Raw genomic sequence first — 16,156 nt, 5'->3', positions numbered from 1 at the left:
GGGGCTCAGCCGCGCCCGCGATAGGGGGCGACGCCCGTGTCCGGCAGCCAGGCGCCTTCAGGTGGAGCGCCGGTCTGCCAGAAAACGTCGATCGGAATGCCGCCGCGCGGATACCAATAGCCGCCTATGCGCAACCATAGCGGCTTGGTTGCTGCCACGATGCGGCGGCCGATCATGACGGTACAATCCTCATGGAAGGCACCGTGGTTGCGAAACGAGGTCATGAACAGCTTCAGCGACTTCGATTCCACCAAAGCCGCATCGGGTGCGTAGTCGATGACGATATGGGCGAAATCCGGCTGGCCGGTCACCGGGCACAGCGAGGTGAACTCCGGGCAGGTGAAGCGTACGATCGCCGGCGGGCCGTCGCCGCGCGAAAACGGCACGGTTTCCAGGACCGCTGTTTCGGGGCTCTGTGGCGTCTCGACGTGCGCGCCGAGCTGGGTAAGGGTTTTGGTATCGATCATGGGCGGGGTTCCTTCGATTTTGCCGCTCATTAGCATCGGACAGAAACGTGCGCAGCGGTTTTCAGATGAATCCGATGCTTAAATTAGGAAATGCTGCAGCTCCTGCTCCAGCGCAATTTGAAACCGCAGGAAGACGATGACCAGCAACGACCCGCTTCTCCAGCCCTACCAGCTCAAGCATTTGACGCTGAAGAACCGGGTGATGTCGACCAGCCACGAGCCGGCCTATTCCGAGGACGGCATGCCGAAACAACGCTATCGGCTCTACCATGCCGAGAAGGCCAGGGGTGGCATGGCGCTGACCATGACCGCCGGCTCGGCCATCGTTTCACGCGACAGTCCAGCGGCCTTCGGCAATCTGCATGTCTATGATGATCGCATCGTGCCGTGGCTGGCCGAACTCGCCGAGGCCTGCCACGAGCATGACTGCAAGGTGATGATCCAGATCACCCATCTTGGCCGCCGAACCGGTTGGAACAAGGCCGACTGGCTGCCTGTGCTCTCGGCCTCGCCGGTGCGCGAGCCGGCGCACCGCGCTTTCCCAAAAACCATCGAGGACTGGGACATCGAACGCATCGTTGCCGACTATGCGTCGGCCGCGCAGCGCTGTCAGGCCGCCGGCCTCGACGGCATCGAGTTCGAGGCTTACGGCCATTTGATGGATGGCTTCTGGTCGCCGGCCACCAATCATCGCGATGACGAGTATGGCGGCTCGCTCGACAATCGCCTGCGCTTCACCAACATGGTGCTGGATGCGGTGCGCGCGGCAGTCGGCGAAAAGTTCGTCGTCGGCATCCGCATGGTCGCCGACGAGGATTTTCCGCAAGGCCTGTCGAAGGAGGAAGGCGTCGAGATCGCCAGACGGCTGGCCGGCTCCGGCAAGGTCGATTTCCTCAACATCATCCGCGGTTCGATCGAGAGCGACGCGGCATTGACCAAGGTTATTCCGGTGACCGGCATGCGGTCTTCGCCGCATCTCGATTTTGCCGGCGAGGTAAGGGCGGCGACAAAGTTCCCGACCTTTCATGCGGCGCGCATCTCCGATGTCGCCACCGCGCGCCATGCGATCGCCACCGGCAAGCTCGACATGGTCGGCATGACCCGTGCGCATATCGCCGATCCGCACATCATCAGGAAGGTGATGGAAGGCCGCGAGCACGAGATCCGCCCCTGTGTCGGCGCCACCTATTGTCTCGATCGCATCTATGAAGGCGGCGAGGCGCTCTGCGTTCACAACGCGGCGACCGGCCGCGAGGCCGAGATTCCGCACATCATCGTCAAGACCGAAGGGCCGAAGCGGAAAGTCGTCGTCGTCGGTGCCGGGGCCGGCGGACTGGAGGCGGCGCGTGTCGCAGCCGAGCGCGGTCACCAGGTCACGATCCTGGAGGCATCCTCGCAGGCCGGTGGCCAGGTCCGTCTGGCAACGCAGAATCCGCGCCGCAAGGAGCTGATCGGCATCATCGACTGGCGGCTGGCCGAACTCGACCGGCTCGGCGTCGAGATCCGCTACGACACCTGGGCGGAAAAGGACGATGTTCTGGCATTGGCGCCCGATGTGGTGGTGGTCGCCACCGGCGGCCTGCCGCAGAACCCGCCGTTGACGAGCGGCGACACTCTCGTCACGTCGAGTTGGGACATCATGGCCGGCAGCGTCAAGCCGGCCGAAAACGTTCTGCTCTTTGACGACAATGGCGGCCATCAGGGCATGGGGGCGGCCGAACTGATCGCCAACAGCGGTGCAAGGCTGGAGCTGGTCTCGCCGGAGCGTTTCTTCGCCCCCGAGATGGGCGGCATGAACCACGTGCCGTATATGCGTGCTTTCCAGGAGAAAGGCGTCGCCATCACCATCAACACGCGCCTGCGTTCGGTACGGCGCGAGGGCAATCAACTGGTCGCCGAACTCGCTTCGGACTTTGCCGACGGTTGGCGCGGGGAACGCAGGGTCGACCAGGTGGTGGTCGAGCACGGCACCGCGCCGCTCGACGATCTCTACCTCAGCCTGAAGCCGCTTTCGAAGAATGGCGGCGCGATCGACTATGAACGTCTGGTCGGCGGCGGCGACATTTTCCCGGCACGCAACCCTGAAGCAGGCTTCGTGCTGCTGCGCATCGGCGATGCGGTCGCTTCGCGTAACATTCACGCCGCCATCTATGACGGCATCAGGTTCGGCTTGCGGTTCTGATGCAAGGCCCGCTCGGGCTGGCGCAATTTGTGGTGTTGGTGGCGCGCGGTCGGACTTGCATACGAGAGCCCATGTATGCCGGCCTGGCCGCGCGCCCACACGTCACTGGCTCATCGCCGGGCAACGTGCGATCTCCGAGCTTTTGGCGTGGACGGTGCTCAGACCATCCTGGCGATCGCCATGCACAGCACCGTGACCACCAGCAGCCACGCAGCGATGCGTTCGCCCAGGGCCATTCTGGCCCGCAGTTGCGTTTCGATTTCCGCATTGGCGCCGGCAAGCCGCCGGCTGGGTGCCCTGACCATGGCGCCGAGTACGCCGGCGGCGGCGAAAGCGGCCAGGATACCCAGCGCCAGCACCATTTCCATCGAGCCGAAATAGGCGCCATGGAAGAAATACCACAGGAGCGCCCCGGTCAGGAAAACCATGCCGGCCGCGCCCATCTGCGGCTGGATGAAGCGTTCCGCCTTGATCTCGGGATCGCGGGCAAGCGTGATGGTGGTGCCAGCCCAGAACACCCCTGCCATGACGTGAAGACCGATGACGACGATGTAGACATATTGCATGACCGCTCTCCTCTCATCCGCGGGACATCTAACAATTAGATATCGAACAGTTCGATGTCAATGTATAAAGCGGGAGTCAGTTCCATCTGGGAAAAACACCGTCTAGTGTCCGGCAATGACGCCCTTTGAACGCCCGCCAATCGGCATGAACCTCGGCCGCACCGCCAAGCTTGTCGCCCAGGCCTTCGACGCCGCTTTGGTCGACGCGGGCGGCACTTTGCCGGTCTGGCTCACCCTGCTGTCGGTCAAGTCGAGCGAGCTCGCCAATCAGCGCGAACTTGCCGGCATGATCGGCATCCAGGGCGCGACGCTGACCCACCACCTCAATGCGATGGAAGCGCAGGGCCTGCTGACGCGCCGCCGCGATCCCGTCAACCGCCGGGTCCATCTGGTCGAACTGACGGAAGCGGGAGAAGCGCTGTTCGAGACGTTGCGGCAGGCCGCGCTTGCCTTCGACAGGCGGCTTCGCATGGGGCTGCCCGACGAGCGCCTGGCGGAGTTTGCGCAGGTACTTGCGGCGCTGCGCAACAATGTCGAAAGCTAGGAATACCGAACCATCGGCTCAGTTGTCATAATTCGGGATCGCTCCGAAGGCGTAATGGCGCAGCTTCAGCGCGGTGATCAGCTCGGTAAGCTTCGTCTTGCCGTCAAAACCGTCCTGGAACATCTCGTCATGCATCAAGAGGATCAGCCTGCCCGGCTTGGCGAAGTGGCCGTAGCCGAACAGATGATCGATCTCGCTGACCAGATGATCGACGCTCTGTACCGGCTCGCCGCTGTCCTTGTGCACCCATTCATGATCCCAGCCGTAGAGATAGAAGCCGGAAGCCGCGACGAACTCGTAGTCGGGGTCCTCGCGGCCGGCTTGCGCGGGTCCGAGCGAGTTGTCGTCCTTTGACATAGAGGGCAGCCGGAACACATCGCGCCCCGGCAGTCGTGCATGCACCGCGGGCTTCAGGCCCAGCACGGCATTCGCCATGAGCATGTCGGCAACCACCCCTTCCGTGTCGCCATAGAAGTGCCGGTAGTGATTATAGGCGTGGCTGTAGCTGTGGTTGCCGATCGTCACCAGCGGCATCGCCTTGGCGCGCCGCACCAGCGCCTTGGTGGACGCGCTGGCCTCGGCATGCATGCCGACCATGAACAGTGTTGCCGGAACCTGCTCTGCCTGCAGCACGTCGAGGATGTTGCTGGTGCCGTTCAGCGGGCCGTCGTCGAAGGTGAGATAGATGATGCGGTCCGCCCCATGGGCCGGCAGCGCGGACATCAGAATGGCCGCCAGGACAAGCCGAAAGAATGTCACAAGCTCCAGCGATCCGGCTGCACTTGCGGCAGGCCGCCATTTCGGCGGCTGGTTGTCAAGGCGGGCAGTTACGCCAGGCTGCCCTGCAAGACCCGCAGCTTGGCCTTCTTCGGCATGCGGGCGGTCAGCCATTCCAGCGCCTTGTCTTGCGGCATCGGAAAGGCGATGGAATAGCCCTGTACCTGGTCGCAGCCGATCGCCATCAGCGACTCGAGTTCGGCCTCGGTTTCAGCACCCTCGGCGACGATGGAGATGCCCAGCCCCCGGGCAAGCTCGGTGATGGCGCGCACGATCTTCGAGTTGTCGCCGTTCTCATGGATGTTCTGGACGAAGCGGCGATCGATCTTGAGCCGGTCGATCTCATTGGGATTGACGTGGCTGAGCGACGCATAGCCGGTGCCGAAATCATCGAGTTCCAGGTGGACGCCGGCTGCCCTGATGTGACGCAGTTTCGCCGCGATGCCTGTCTTCTCATCGTCGAGAATGACGGATTCGACGATTTCCAGCGACAGTTTCTGCGGCGGCAGTCCGGCCTTTTCCAGCGTCTCGAACAGAAACGCATCGAAATCGTGCTCGCGCAGCTCGGTGCCCGAGACATTGACGGCAAGCCGTCCGAAGGCAATCCCGGCGCGGTTCCATTCGGCGGCTTCGTTGATCGCCTTGCTGATGACGATGCGGCCGATCTCCGGCATGAAGCCGCATTTCTCGGCGACCGGAATGAATTCGCCCGGCGAGATCATGCCGCGCTCCTGATGGTTCCATCGCACCAGGGCTTCGATGCCGCTGATCGTGCCGTCGGTCAAGGAAACCTGCGGCTGGAAATAAACCTGGAATGCCCGCTCGGAGATCGCGACCTTGATGTCGTGTTCGAGCTGCTTGCGGTAGTCGAGCTCGCGGCGCAACTCCTCCGAGAAGAACGAGAAGTTGCCGCCGCCCATTTTCTTGGCGGAATATAGCGCCAGATCGGCATGGACGAGCAGATCCTGCGCGTTGTCGGCATCGATCGGATAGACGGCGATGCCGCCGCTGGCGCCCGGAAGGATGGTGGTGCCCCGGAAGGCGATCGGCTCGTTGATGTGCGCCAGGATGCGCCGCGCCAGCATGTTGATGTCCTCGGTGCTGCCCGCTCCGTTGAGGATCATCACGAATTCGTCGCCACCGAGCCGCGCGCACAGATCCGACGCCCGGCAGGAATCGCGCATGCGCTGGGCTGTGACGACCAGGACATAGTCGCCGGCGGCGTGGCCGAGCGTATCGTTGATCTGCTTGAAGCGGTCGAGGTCGAGCTGGACCACCGCCAGCCGTTCGCGCCGGCGGTATGCGCCTTTGATCAGCGTGTCGAAATGATCGGTCAGGAAGGTGCGGTTGTGCAGGCCGGTCAGGCCGTCATGAACCGCGATGAAGGCCATCGAATTGCGCGCATCGACCAGTTCACGCGTCTTGCGCAGGATCGCGTTGGACATCGGCCTGAAGATGAACAGCGCCACCAGCAGGATGACGCCGAGGGTGGCGTAGAACAATGTGCGGTGCAGCGCGAGCAGCTTTTCGGAGCGCTCGTCGGCATCGGCGCTGATGCGCTGTCCGAGCGCTGCATAGCCCGACAAGGTGGCGTTGGCGACCGAGGCATCGAGGTTGACGCGTTCGGCGCCGCCTTTGTAGCCGTCATTGTCGAGATTGAGTTGCGATTCAAGGGCTGAGATCAGACGGTCGCCATTGGCGATCAGCCCGACCGAGAAATAATCGAGATGGAAGGGTTTGGCGAAAAGCACGCTCTCGATCGACTTCGCATCGAACTTGGCCGGCGATTGCGGATCCGCGCCGGTCTGCTTGAGCAGCAGATCGTAATTGGTCTCGAACTCGGCGGTGGCCTGCTTCAGTGCGCTGACCAATGCCGGCCGCTTGTCGCGCGAGGCGGCGCCCGTTGCACTGGCCAGGAAGACGATGCGCTGCGACAAGGTCTTCTGCGTACCGACAATGTCGAGCAAGGTGTTGTTGTGCTGCTGCGTGGCCATCGTCTGCTGCAGCAAGACGAAGGAGGCCGCCACCATGGCCGCAATGATCAGCAGCGCCAGCCAATAGCCGGCCTTGATCAGCAATATGAGCTTGCCTGAAACGGTTTGCACCGGCTGCTGCGACATGTTCGGGGGCGGTCCTCTCGCCAACGGATTCCTGTATGACCACCATTGAACCGCAAACGTTAACAGGACTGGAAACCGACAGCCTGACGGCAAGGGGAAGACGCCGAAAGATTGCGAAATGGTTATCGGCTCCTTTCGCCGCCGGCCCGCATTTGAACATTGGTTGCCGCGAGTGTTCCCAACTGGTGGCCTGGGCTGTGCCCGTGCGTCTCATCCGATGCTGCCCGGCCACCCCATCCCGTCGCTTTTGCGATGGATTTTTTGCGCGGGCGGGACGACAGTCCTGGCCACGTCAAACGAGGCCCGATCATGACCGCAGCTTTTCTCTCCCATATCGACAGCGAGCTCGCCGGGCTCAAATCGGCCGGCCTCTACAAGTCAGAGCGGGTGATTTCCTCGATGCAGTCTGCGCAGATCGAGGTCGGCGGCGAGAAGGTGCTGAACTTCTGCGCCAACAACTATCTCGGCCTCGCCGATAGCGCCGACCTGCGAAAGGCGGCCGCGCAGGCTCTGGACCGCTATGGCTACGGCATGGCGTCGGTGCGCTTCATCTGCGGCACGCAGGAGGAACACAAGGAACTCGAAGCGACGATCTCATCCTTCCTTGGCCTGGAAGACACCATCCTCTATGGCTCCTGCTTCGACGCCAATGGTGGCTTGTTCGAGACGCTGCTTGGCGAGGAAGACGCGATCATCTCGGATGCGCTGAACCATGCCTCGATCATCGATGGCGTCCGGCTGTCGAAAGCCAAGCGCTTCCGTTATGCCAACAACGACATGGCCGATCTCGAGGCGCGGCTGCAGGAAGCCAGGGATTGCCGCTTCCGGCTGATCGCCACCGACGGCGTGTTTTCGATGGACGGCATCATCGCCAACCTGAAGGGTGTCTGCGACCTCGCCGACAAATACGATGCGATGGTCATGGTCGACGACAGCCATGCTGTCGGCTTCGTCGGCAGACAAGGCCGCGGCTCGGCCGAGCATTGCGGCGTCGAGGGCAGGGTGGACATCATCACCGGTACGCTGGGCAAGGCGCTCGGCGGCGCGTCCGGCGGCTACACCTCGGGCAAGAGGCAAGTGGTCGACTGGCTGCGCCAGCGCTCGCGACCCTATCTGTTCTCCAACACGCTGATGCCGGCGATCGCCGGCGCCTCGATCAAGGTCTTCGAGCTGATCCGCAATGGCGATGCCTTGCGCGAGCGCCTCTATGCCAATGCGGCGCGGTTCAGGTCGCAGATGGGCAAACTCGGCTTCACGCTCGCCGGGGCCGATCATCCTATCATACCGGTGATGCTGGGCGAGGCGACGCTGGCGCAGGAGATGGCGGCGCGCATGCTGAAGCGCGGCATCTATGTCATCGGCTTTTCCTTCCCGGTGGTGCCGAAGGGCCAGGCGCGTATCCGCACGCAGATGTCGGCGGCGCATTCCAGTGCCGATATCGACAGGGCGGTCGAGGCCTTCGGCGCGGTCGGCAGGGAGCTGGGCGTGATTTCGTGAGCGGCCAGCGCCGAAAAGCGATTCCGGATCAAGAGATTCAAGGGACAAAAGAATGTCGAACATGATGAAGGCTCTGGTGAAGGCCAAGGCCGAACCAGGCATCTGGATGGAAGAGGTGCCGGTGCCGGAGATCGGCCCCAACGACGTGCTGATCAAAGTGAAGAAGACGGCGATCTGCGGCACCGACGTGCATATCTACAATTGGGACCAGTGGGCACAGAAGACCGTGCCGGTGCCGATGGTGACCGGCCATGAGTTTGTCGGCACGGTGGCCGATTTCGGCGCCGCGGTCACCGAATACAAGGTCGGCCAGCGCGTCTCTGGCGAGGGCCACATCGTCTGCGGCCACTGCCGCAACTGCCGCGCGGGGCGAGGGCATCTGTGCCGCAACACCCTCGGCGTCGGCGTCAATCGTCCCGGCGCCTTCGGCGAATATCTGGCGATCCCGCAGCACAATGTCGTGCCGATCCCCGACGACGTGCCGGACGAGATCGCGGCGATCTTCGACCCCCTGGGCAATGCGGTGCATACGGCACTGTCCTTCGATCTTGTCGGCGAGGACGTTCTGGTCACCGGCGCAGGGCCGATCGGCATCATGGGCGCGCTCGTCGCCCAATGCGTGGGCGCGCGAAAAGTGGTCATCACCGACATCAACCCGGTACGGCTGGCGCTGGCGAAAAAGCTCGGCGTCCAGCATGTCGTCGACGCCTCGAAGGAAAAGCTGCGCGACGTCATGCCGGCGCTCGGCATGACCGAGGGCTTTGACGTCGGCCTCGAAATGTCGGGCGCCGCCCCGGCCTTCCGCGACATGATCGACACCATGAACAATGGCGGCAAGATCGCCATTCTGGGCATTGCGCCGACCGGCTTCGAGATCGACTGGAACAAGGTCATCTTCAAGATGCTGCATCTCAAGGGCATCTACGGCCGCGAAATGTTCGAGACCTGGTACAAGATGATCGCACTCGTGCAGGGGCCGCTGGATGTTTCGGGTCTGATCACGCACCGCATCGGCATCGACGACTTCCAGACCGGCTTCGATGCCATGCGGAGCGGCAGTTCGGGCAAGGTGGTGATGGACTGGTGAGACGTATCGATAGAGACGTCGAGTCCTTCGCTGTCCCTTCAGCCTATCAGCTACTTTCCTTCCAAGGCCTCCTCCAGGGCGGCCACTCCGCTGACAATCGCGGCCCGCTCCTTGTGGCTCAGCCTAGCCAGCAATTCCCTTTCAAACGCCTTCGCCAGCGGCACCATCTCGCGATAGGCCGCAAGCCCCGCTTTGGTCAGTGCAAGGTGCTCGACCCGGCGATCATTTTCGTCGGGCGTGCGCGTCAGCCAGCGCCGCCGCTCGAGTTCGGCCACCGCGCGCGAGACCTTGGTCTTGTGCATGGCCGACTGCTCGCCGAGTTCGGTCGCCGTCATCGTGCCGCGCTGGCCGAGCCCTGAAAGCGTGCGCCACTCCGGTCGCGTCAGGCCGTGGCGATCCCGGTAGATCCTGGAGAACTCGCGGCTGACGGCATCGGCAAGCCGGTAGAGGCGGTAGGGCAGGAAGCTTTCAAGCTCGAGAATGTCGGGTTCCATGACGTGCCGTGGCCGTTGATAGTTACATTTTCGATGGTTACAAATGAAACCAGTTTGGTCAATATCATCGGCAGACTGGGCTTTGTGAAGCTTGGAGCCGGAATCAGGGAGGATCGGATGGCCTTTTCCTACATGCCGGGTTTCGGCAACGATTTTGAGACCGAGACTTTGCCCGGCTCACTGCCGCAAGGCCGGAACTCGCCGCAGCGGTCGGCCTACGGCCTCTATGCCGAGCAGCTTTCCGGTTCGCCCTTTACCGCGCCGCGTGGCACCAACGAGCGCTCCTGGCTCTATCGCATCCGGCCGAGCGTCAAGCACACCGGCCGCTTCAAGCCGGCTAACTATCCGCTGTGGAAGAGCGCGCCCAATGTCGGCGATCATGAGCTGACGCTTGGCCAGTATCGCTGGAACCCGGTACCGATGCCGAAGGAGCCGACCGATTTCATTCAGGGCATGCGCAGCATCACCACGGCTGGCGATGTGCTTGGGCAAACGGGCATGGCGGCCCATGTCTATGTCGCCAACCGCTCGATGGCTGACGATCATTTCTTCAACGCCGACGGCGAGCTGCTTATCGTGCCGCAGGTCGGCGCCCTGCGTTTCGTCACCGAAATGGGCGTCATCGAGCTTCGGCCCGGCGAGATCGCCGTGCTGCCGCGCGGCCTGGTCTTCAAGGTCGAGCTGATCGATGCTGAAGTGCGCGGCTATGTCTGCGAAAACTACGGCGCCAAGCTGACCTTGCCCGACCGCGGCCCGATCGGCGCCAATTGCCTGGCCAATCCGCGCGACTTCAAGACGCCCTGCGCCTGGTTCGAGGAGAAGGAAACGCCGTGCCGGCTGATCGTGAAATGGTGCGGCAATTTCCACGCCACCGAGATCGGCCACTCGCCGCTCGACGTCGTCGCCTGGCATGGCAACTACGCGCCCTACAAATATGATCTGGCAACCTTTTCGCCGGTCGGCGCCATCCTGTTCGATCACCCCGATCCATCGATCTTCACCGTGCTGACGGCGCCGAGCGGCGAGGAAGGCACCGCCAACATCGACTTCGTCATCTTCCCGCCGCGTTGGCTGGTGGCGGAAGATACGTTCCGTCCGCCCTGGTATCACCGCAACATCATGAGCGAGTTCATGGGGCTGATCCACGGCCAGTACGATGCCAAGGAGGAAGGCTTCGTTCCCGGCGGCATCAGCCTGCACAATCTGATGCTGGCCCATGGCCCGGATGCGCCTGGCTTCGAAAAGGCCTCGCGCGCGGAGCTGAAACCCGTCAAGCTCGACAACACAATGGCCTTCATGTTCGAGACCCGTTTCCCGCAGATGCTGACCCGCTACGGCGCCGAACTGGAAACCCGGCAGGATAATTACATCGACTGCTGGGCCGACCTGAAGAAGCGCTTCAATGGCACGCCCGAGGGCGACTGGTCTTGAGCGGCAAGCCAATGCCGGACCGGCTGGTGCTGCTGGGCTCGAAGGGCGGCCCGGCGCTGCGGCCAGGCGGACCGTGGCCGAGTTCATCGCTGCTTGAGGTCGGTGGGCGGGCCATCGTCGTCGATTGCGGGCTCGGCGTGACGCGCGGTCTGGTCGATGCCGGGATCAGCCTGAAGGCGCTCGACCTGATCTTCATCACCCATCTGCATTCCGACCACGTGCTGGAACTCGGATCGCTGGTCCACACCGCCTGGACAGCGGGGCTGGCGACGCCGGTCAACGTTCTTGGCCCGCCCGGCACCGGCCATTATTGGCGGCGCTTCTGTCAGGCGATGGAGTTCGACATCGAAATCCGCATCGTCGATGAGGGCCGGCCTGATATTCGCGAACTGGTTTCGGTCAGCGAATTCGCCGAGGGCCATGTGCTCGACCAACGCGGCCTGAAGGTGACGGCGCTTCGCGTCGATCACCCGCCGGTGACTGACTGTTTTGCCCTGCGCTTCGACCAAGGCGGCAAAAGCGTGGTCTTTTCCGCCGATACGGCTTTCTTCCCACCGCTCGCCGACTTCGCCAAGGATGCCGACATTCTCGTCCATGAAGCCATGCTGGAGGAGGGCATCGAGCGGCTGGTTGCCAGAACCGGTAATGGCGCTCGGCTCAAGGAACATCTGCTCGCCAGCCACAGTCTTGCCGAAGAGGCCGGGCGTATCGCCAGCGATGCCGGCGTGAAGAAGCTGGTGCTCAACCACCTCATTCCCGCCGACGATCCCGAGATCGGCGAGGCCGACTGGCTTGCCGCTGTCAGGAAAACATGGGCCGGCGACTTGACGATCTGCCGCGACGGCCTTGTTGTGGCGCTAGCATGATCCCGAAAAGTGGACACCGGTTTTTGGAAAAGATCATGCGCAAGACAAAGAAACTAAGCAGTGTGAAAGCTGCACAAGGAGAGGAAACCGCATGAAGCTTGCCACATTGAAGGACGGGACGCGCGACGGGAAACTCGTCGTCGTCTCGCGCGACCTGACGCAGTACACCGATGCCTCGTTCCTGGCGCGCACGCTGCAGGCGGCACTCGACGATTGGCGCAGGGTCTCGCCGCATCTCGGCACGATAGCGGAATCGCTGGAAAACAATGCGGTGCCGTCAGCCCGGTTTCACGAACACGACGCGCATTCGCCGTTGCCGCGCGCCTATCAATGGGCTGACGGTTCCGCCTATGTGAACCATGTCGAGCTGGTGCGCAAAGCGCGTGGCGTCGAGATGCCGGCGAGCTTCTGGACCGACCCGCTGATCTACCAGGGCGGCTCGGACTCCTTCATTGCGCCGCGCGATCCGATCCGCATGGCCGACGAAGCCTTCGGCATCGACATGGAGGGCGAAGTCGCCGTCATCGTCGACGATGTGCCGATGGGCGCAAGCCTTGATGAAGCGCGTGCCGCGATCCGGTTGGTCATGTTGGTCAACGATGTCACGTTGCGCGCGCTCACCGGGCCGGAACTGGCCAAGGGGTTCGGCTTTTTCCAATCAAAACCGTCCTCGGCTTTTTCGCCGGTGGCGGTGACGCCGGATGAGCTGGGCGACGCCTGGGATGGCGGCAAGGTCAGCCTGCCGCTGCTTGCCGACCTCAACGGCAAGCCGTTCGGCCGCGCCGATGCCGGCGTCGACATGACCTTCGATTTTCCGGCGCTGATCGTCCATGCCGCCCGCACAAGGCCGCTGGCATCAGGCACCATCATCGGCTCGGGCACGGTCTCCAACAAGCTCGACGGCGGGCCGGGCAAGCCTGTCTCGGCTGGCGGCGCCGGCTATTCCTGCATCGCCGAGCTGCGCATGATAGAGACCATTGAGAATGGCGAGCCCAGGACGCCGTTCCTGCGCTTTGGTGACACGGTGCGCATCGAGATGAAAGACAGTACGGGCCATTCGATCTTCGGCGCCATCGAGCAGAAGGTCGAGAAATACCAGGAATAGGGGATACGGAGATTTCAGCGGTGAATCTTCTGGATCATCTACGCCGCATGGCCGGCAACAATCTCTGGTCGAACGACCGGCTCTATCGCGCCGTGCTCGCGCTCAAGCCGGGTGAGTTCGAGGCCGAGCGCACCAGCTTTTTCCCGTCGATCAAGGCAACGCTCAACCACATCCTCGCGGTCGACTATCTCTATCTCGATTTTCTCGAAGAGGGCGGCGTCGGCGCCGCGGCCCATGATGATTTTGTGCCCTTCGACGAACCGCGGCCGCTGTTTGCCGCTCAGGTGGCCGCGGACCGGCGGCTGATCGCCTTCTGCGATGGCCTGTCGGAAGCCGATCTCGATCGCCGTGTCATCACCGACCGGCGCGAGGACGGCATGATCCTTGAAAGGATCGGCGACATCCTCGCCCATGTCTTCCTGCACGACATCCACCACCGCGGCCAGGTGCACGCCATGCTGTCCGGCACATCGGTTGTGCCACCGCAACTGGACGAGTTTTTGCTCGACTACGACATCAAGCTGAGGGAGGAAGAGGTTGAGCGGCTGGGGTTGTGAGGCCGGTTTTTCGCCAATCAGGCCAGAGCGACCTTGTAGTGGGCAAAATGCGGGTCGGAGGTCAGGATGATCAGGTTCTCCACCTGCGCCTGCGCAATCAGCAGTCTGTCGAACGGATCACCATGGTGGTGGGGTAGGCCGCTGACGGCGTTCGCATGCTGGAGAGTTACGGCGAGTGGCTGAAATTGCATCCTTGGAAGCAGTGTCGGCAGATCATCCGGCACGTTGAGCTTTCCGATCGAACGCTTGATGGCAATTTCCCAAACACTTGCCGCGCTCGCGAACACCACCGCTTCAGAAGCCAGGATAGCGCGGTGTTGCTCGCTTAGACGTCGATCGTCTGAAATCGACCAGAGGATGATATGGGTGTCGGCGAGAAACGTGCCGGCGATCATTTCACGTACTCGTCCCACTCGGGACCGAGTTCGTCAAAATCGTCCGCAATCCAAATCTTGCCTTTCAAGGCGCCGATTCGCGGCAGGGGTTCGGCCACTGCCGGCGGTACGATTCGCGCGGCCACCTTGCCGTGGCGCGTGAGTACGATCTCCTCGCCGGCTTCCGCGCGGCTGACGAGTTCCGACAATTTAGCCTTGGCCTCGGCGATGGAAACATTCATGGTTCGATCCTTTATGACCATAATTTAGGTCATAATTGATCGCGCCGCAAGAAGGCTGATTGGGTCGGTCCTACGCCGCCTTGCCGTCCACCTTGATCACTCCGCGCTTGATCTGGTCCTGCTCGATCGATTCGAACAGTGCGCGGAAATTGCCTTCGCCAAAGCCTTCGTCGCCCTTGCGCTGGATGAATTCGAAGAAGATCGGGCCGATCACGGTTTTGGAAAAGATCTGCAGCAGGATCTTGGTCACGCCGCCATCGACCACACCTTCGCCGTCGATCAGGATGCCGTGTTTCTTCATCCGCTCGATCGGCTCGTCATGGCCGTTCACCCTGGCGTAGGACATGTCGTAATAGGTCTCCGGCGGGCCCGGCATGAACTTCAGCCCGTTGGCGGCCAGCTTGTCGGTGGCGGCATAGATCTCGTCGGTGCCGACCGCGATGTGCTGGATGCCCTCGCCATTGTACTTCTTCAGATACTCGGCGATCTGGCTGGTCTCGTCCTTGGATTCGTTGAGCGGAATGCGGATCTTGCCGCAGGGCGAGGTGATGGCGCGGCTGACTAGGCCGGTGATCTTGCCGTCAATGTCGAAGAAATGGATCTGCTTGAAGCCGAACAGTTCGCGGTAGAAATCCCACCACTTGTCCATCTGGCCGCGATAGACATTGTGGGTCAGGTGGTCGAGATAATAGAAGCCAACCCCTTGCGGCCGCGGATCGCGCGCGCCGAGCCATTCGAATTCGGCGTCATAGGCCGAGCCCTTCTTGCCATAAGCGTCGATGAAATAGAGCAGCGAACCACCGATGCCTGATATCGCCGGCACGTCGAGCGCCTTGTCGTCACCTTCGTAAGGCGTGGCGCCCTTCGAGACGGCGTGGTCGAAGGCGTGCTTGGCGTCGACCACGCGCCAGGCCATCGAGGCGGCACACGGGCCGTGCTTGTCGGCGAACTTCATCGCATGCGAGCCCGGCTCGGCATTGACGACATAGTTGATGTCGCCCTGGCGCCAGACGGTGATGTCCTTGGCGCGATGCCTGGCCACCGCCGCATAGCCCATGCGGGTGAACAGTTCGGCGAGCTTCCGCGGCTCCGGATGCGCAAATTCGACGAACTCGAAACCATCGGTGCCGGCAGGATTGTCCTTGCTGATCTTGGCGGGCGGGGCGTCGTGCGGGAAGGGACCCATGGCATTCCTCCAAAGCTGGCTTGGCCTGAAAAGGCCATCTGAAGCCATCATAGCGCGGAGCCGGCGCGTGGTGCTTGCATTCAAACGCTTGAAATGATGATGTCATGCGTGAAGCATGCATGCTGAGAGACAAAACCATGGATGAGACGCGCATTGACCAATTTGACCGCAAGATAATGGCGCTCCTGCAGGGCGATGCGCGGTTGACCAACAACGATCTCTCGGAGCGGGTAAACCTATCGGCCTCGCAATGCTCGCGCCGCCGCCAGCGGCTCGAAGAGGACGGCTACATCAAGGGTTATCGGGCGGTGCTCGACCGCGACAAGCTTGGCTTCTCGCTGGTCAACGTCATCTCGGTGACCCTGGCCACCCACAACCGCGATAATGCGCGACGCTTCGGCGAACTGGTGGCGCGGCTGCCGCAAGTGCAGGAGGCGCACGCGCTGACCGGCGAGATGGACTACATCCTGAAGGTGGTGACACCCGACCTGAAGTCGCTGTCGGAATTCGTCAACGGCGTGCTCCTGCCACACGAATCCGTGCAGCATGTGAAGACGGCGATCGTGCTGGAGACGCTGAAGGAAACCGGCGCATTGCCGATATAACGTTATCTGCGGATTGGTGCAGTTTTGGATATCGACGCGATCAAACAGCTAGCGAT

General features: G+C 62.4%; 17 protein-coding genes. 9 read left to right on the top strand and 8 right to left on the bottom strand.

Annotated features, from left to right (window positions below):
- Positions 1–5: 5 nt before the first annotated feature.
- Positions 6–467 (bottom strand): preQ(1) synthase, encoded by a 462-nt coding sequence (gene queF, locus FJ546_RS07550; protein WP_140888751.1) that lies wholly within the window; start codon positions 465–467, stop codon positions 6–8.
- A gap of 136 nt (positions 468–603) precedes the next feature.
- On the opposite strand from queF, the gene FJ546_RS07545 reads away from it, so the two are divergent.
- Entirely contained in the window at positions 604–2,649 is a 2,046-nt protein-coding gene (locus FJ546_RS07545; protein ID WP_140888750.1) for an NADH:flavin oxidoreductase, read from the top strand.
- Between the two features lie 158 nt (positions 2,650–2,807).
- Here FJ546_RS07545 and FJ546_RS07540 read toward each other — a convergent pair whose 3' ends face one another.
- Entirely contained in the window at positions 2,808–3,215 is a 408-nt protein-coding gene (locus FJ546_RS07540) for a hypothetical protein (RefSeq protein ID WP_095770514.1), read from the bottom strand.
- Positions 3,216–3,330: 115 nt separating this feature from the next.
- Here FJ546_RS07540 and FJ546_RS07535 point away from each other — a divergent pair, with 115 nt between their 5' ends.
- Complete coding sequence (locus FJ546_RS07535; protein ID WP_140888749.1) at positions 3,331–3,759, top strand: MarR family winged helix-turn-helix transcriptional regulator; 429 nt, start codon at positions 3,331–3,333, stop codon at positions 3,757–3,759.
- An 18-nt stretch (positions 3,760–3,777) separates the two neighbouring features.
- Here FJ546_RS07535 and FJ546_RS07530 read toward each other — a convergent pair whose 3' ends face one another.
- The gene (locus FJ546_RS07530; RefSeq protein WP_246686775.1) at positions 3,778–4,482 is read right to left on the bottom strand and encodes a polysaccharide deacetylase family protein; all 705 of its coding nucleotides are present in this window, start codon (positions 4,480–4,482) and stop codon (positions 3,778–3,780) included.
- 104 nt (positions 4,483–4,586) lie between these two features.
- Positions 4,587–6,656: an EAL domain-containing protein gene (locus FJ546_RS07525; RefSeq protein ID WP_140888747.1), complete on the bottom strand. Its 2,070-nt coding sequence runs from the start codon at positions 6,654–6,656 to the stop codon at positions 4,587–4,589.
- A 309-nt stretch (positions 6,657–6,965) separates the two neighbouring features.
- Between FJ546_RS07525 and FJ546_RS07520 the strand changes: the two genes are divergently transcribed.
- Together FJ546_RS07520 and tdh are read left to right on the top strand one after the other, a co-directional pair.
- Positions 6,966–8,153, top strand: coding sequence for a glycine C-acetyltransferase (locus tag FJ546_RS07520; RefSeq protein WP_140888746.1), 1,188 nt, complete (start codon positions 6,966–6,968; stop codon positions 8,151–8,153).
- Between the two features lie 52 nt (positions 8,154–8,205).
- Complete coding sequence (tdh, locus tag FJ546_RS07515; RefSeq protein ID WP_023672918.1) at positions 8,206–9,240, top strand: L-threonine 3-dehydrogenase; 1,035 nt, start codon at positions 8,206–8,208, stop codon at positions 9,238–9,240.
- A 50-nt stretch (positions 9,241–9,290) separates the two neighbouring features.
- Here tdh and FJ546_RS07510 read toward each other — a convergent pair whose 3' ends face one another.
- Entirely contained in the window at positions 9,291–9,734 is a 444-nt protein-coding gene (locus FJ546_RS07510) for a MarR family transcriptional regulator (RefSeq protein ID WP_140888745.1), read from the bottom strand.
- 117 nt (positions 9,735–9,851) lie between these two features.
- Here FJ546_RS07510 and hmgA point away from each other — a divergent pair, with 117 nt between their 5' ends.
- From hmgA to FJ546_RS07490, 4 genes are all read left to right on the top strand, one after another.
- Positions 9,852–11,165 (top strand): homogentisate 1,2-dioxygenase, encoded by a 1,314-nt coding sequence (hmgA, locus tag FJ546_RS07505; protein WP_140888744.1) that lies wholly within the window; start codon positions 9,852–9,854, stop codon positions 11,163–11,165.
- Positions 11,166–11,176: 11 nt separating this feature from the next.
- A complete protein-coding gene (locus FJ546_RS07500; protein ID WP_181167867.1) occupies positions 11,177–12,031 on the top strand; it encodes an MBL fold metallo-hydrolase in 855 nt (284 codons plus the stop codon).
- Positions 12,032–12,122: 91 nt separating this feature from the next.
- On the top strand, positions 12,123–13,136 hold the full coding sequence (locus FJ546_RS07495) for a fumarylacetoacetate hydrolase family protein (RefSeq protein ID WP_140888742.1): 1,014 nt from the start codon (positions 12,123–12,125) through the stop codon (positions 13,134–13,136).
- 20 nt (positions 13,137–13,156) lie between these two features.
- Positions 13,157–13,693 (top strand): DinB family protein, encoded by a 537-nt coding sequence (locus FJ546_RS07490; RefSeq protein ID WP_140888741.1) that lies wholly within the window; start codon positions 13,157–13,159, stop codon positions 13,691–13,693.
- Between the two features lie 17 nt (positions 13,694–13,710).
- Here FJ546_RS07490 and FJ546_RS07485 read toward each other — a convergent pair whose 3' ends face one another.
- From FJ546_RS07485 to hppD, 3 genes are all read right to left on the bottom strand, one after another.
- Positions 13,711–14,088 (bottom strand): type II toxin-antitoxin system VapC family toxin, encoded by a 378-nt coding sequence (locus FJ546_RS07485; protein WP_140888740.1) that lies wholly within the window; start codon positions 14,086–14,088, stop codon positions 13,711–13,713.
- Complete coding sequence (locus tag FJ546_RS07480; RefSeq protein ID WP_023780515.1) at positions 14,085–14,309, bottom strand: type II toxin-antitoxin system prevent-host-death family antitoxin; 225 nt, start codon at positions 14,307–14,309, stop codon at positions 14,085–14,087. Before FJ546_RS07480 ends, FJ546_RS07485 begins: the two co-directional genes overlap by 4 nt.
- Positions 14,310–14,379: 70 nt before the next feature.
- The gene (hppD, locus tag FJ546_RS07475; RefSeq protein WP_140888739.1) at positions 14,380–15,495 is read right to left on the bottom strand and encodes a 4-hydroxyphenylpyruvate dioxygenase; all 1,116 of its coding nucleotides are present in this window, start codon (positions 15,493–15,495) and stop codon (positions 14,380–14,382) included.
- 137 nt (positions 15,496–15,632) lie between these two features.
- Here hppD and FJ546_RS07470 point away from each other — a divergent pair, with 137 nt between their 5' ends.
- Entirely contained in the window at positions 15,633–16,100 is a 468-nt protein-coding gene (locus tag FJ546_RS07470) for an Lrp/AsnC family transcriptional regulator (protein WP_140888915.1), read from the top strand.
- Positions 16,101–16,156: the final 56 nt, after the last annotated feature.

Origin of the sequence: Mesorhizobium sp. B2-4-19 (assembly GCF_006441315.1) — a bacterium.
Classification (GTDB): domain Bacteria; phylum Pseudomonadota; class Alphaproteobacteria; order Rhizobiales; family Rhizobiaceae; genus Mesorhizobium.
The sequence above is the reverse complement of the archived record's forward strand: the minus strand, read 5'-3'. Positions and strand labels throughout refer to the sequence as shown.

What these genes read in the sequence shown, in the direction of transcription:
- queF (WP_140888751.1), bottom strand. Translation starts at nt 467, where the DNA reads ATGATCGATACCAAAACCCTTACCCAGCTCGGCGCGCACGTCGAGACG.
- FJ546_RS07545 (WP_140888750.1), top strand. Translation starts at nt 604, where the DNA reads ATGACCAGCAACGACCCGCTTCTCCAGCCCTACCAGCTCAAGCATTTG.
- FJ546_RS07540 (WP_095770514.1), bottom strand. Translation starts at nt 3,215, where the DNA reads ATGCAATATGTCTACATCGTCGTCATCGGTCTTCACGTCATGGCAGGG.
- FJ546_RS07535 (WP_140888749.1), top strand. Translation starts at nt 3,331, where the DNA reads ATGACGCCCTTTGAACGCCCGCCAATCGGCATGAACCTCGGCCGCACC.
- FJ546_RS07530 (WP_246686775.1), bottom strand. Translation starts at nt 4,482, where the DNA reads ATGTCCGCGCTGCCGGCCCATGGGGCGGACCGCATCATCTATCTCACC.
- FJ546_RS07525 (WP_140888747.1), bottom strand. Translation starts at nt 6,656, where the DNA reads ATGTCGCAGCAGCCGGTGCAAACCGTTTCAGGCAAGCTCATATTGCTG.
- FJ546_RS07520 (WP_140888746.1), top strand. Translation starts at nt 6,966, where the DNA reads ATGACCGCAGCTTTTCTCTCCCATATCGACAGCGAGCTCGCCGGGCTC.
- tdh (WP_023672918.1), top strand. Translation starts at nt 8,206, where the DNA reads ATGTCGAACATGATGAAGGCTCTGGTGAAGGCCAAGGCCGAACCAGGC.
- FJ546_RS07510 (WP_140888745.1), bottom strand. Translation starts at nt 9,734, where the DNA reads ATGGAACCCGACATTCTCGAGCTTGAAAGCTTCCTGCCCTACCGCCTC.
- hmgA (WP_140888744.1), top strand. Translation starts at nt 9,852, where the DNA reads ATGGCCTTTTCCTACATGCCGGGTTTCGGCAACGATTTTGAGACCGAG.
- FJ546_RS07500 (WP_181167867.1), top strand. Translation starts at nt 11,177, where the DNA reads ATGCCGGACCGGCTGGTGCTGCTGGGCTCGAAGGGCGGCCCGGCGCTG.
- FJ546_RS07495 (WP_140888742.1), top strand. Translation starts at nt 12,123, where the DNA reads ATGAAGCTTGCCACATTGAAGGACGGGACGCGCGACGGGAAACTCGTC.
- FJ546_RS07485 (WP_140888740.1), bottom strand. Translation starts at nt 14,088, where the DNA reads ATGATCGCCGGCACGTTTCTCGCCGACACCCATATCATCCTCTGGTCG.
- FJ546_RS07480 (WP_023780515.1), bottom strand. Translation starts at nt 14,309, where the DNA reads ATGAATGTTTCCATCGCCGAGGCCAAGGCTAAATTGTCGGAACTCGTC.
- hppD (WP_140888739.1), bottom strand. Translation starts at nt 15,495, where the DNA reads ATGGGTCCCTTCCCGCACGACGCCCCGCCCGCCAAGATCAGCAAGGAC.
- FJ546_RS07470 (WP_140888915.1), top strand. Translation starts at nt 15,633, where the DNA reads ATGGATGAGACGCGCATTGACCAATTTGACCGCAAGATAATGGCGCTC.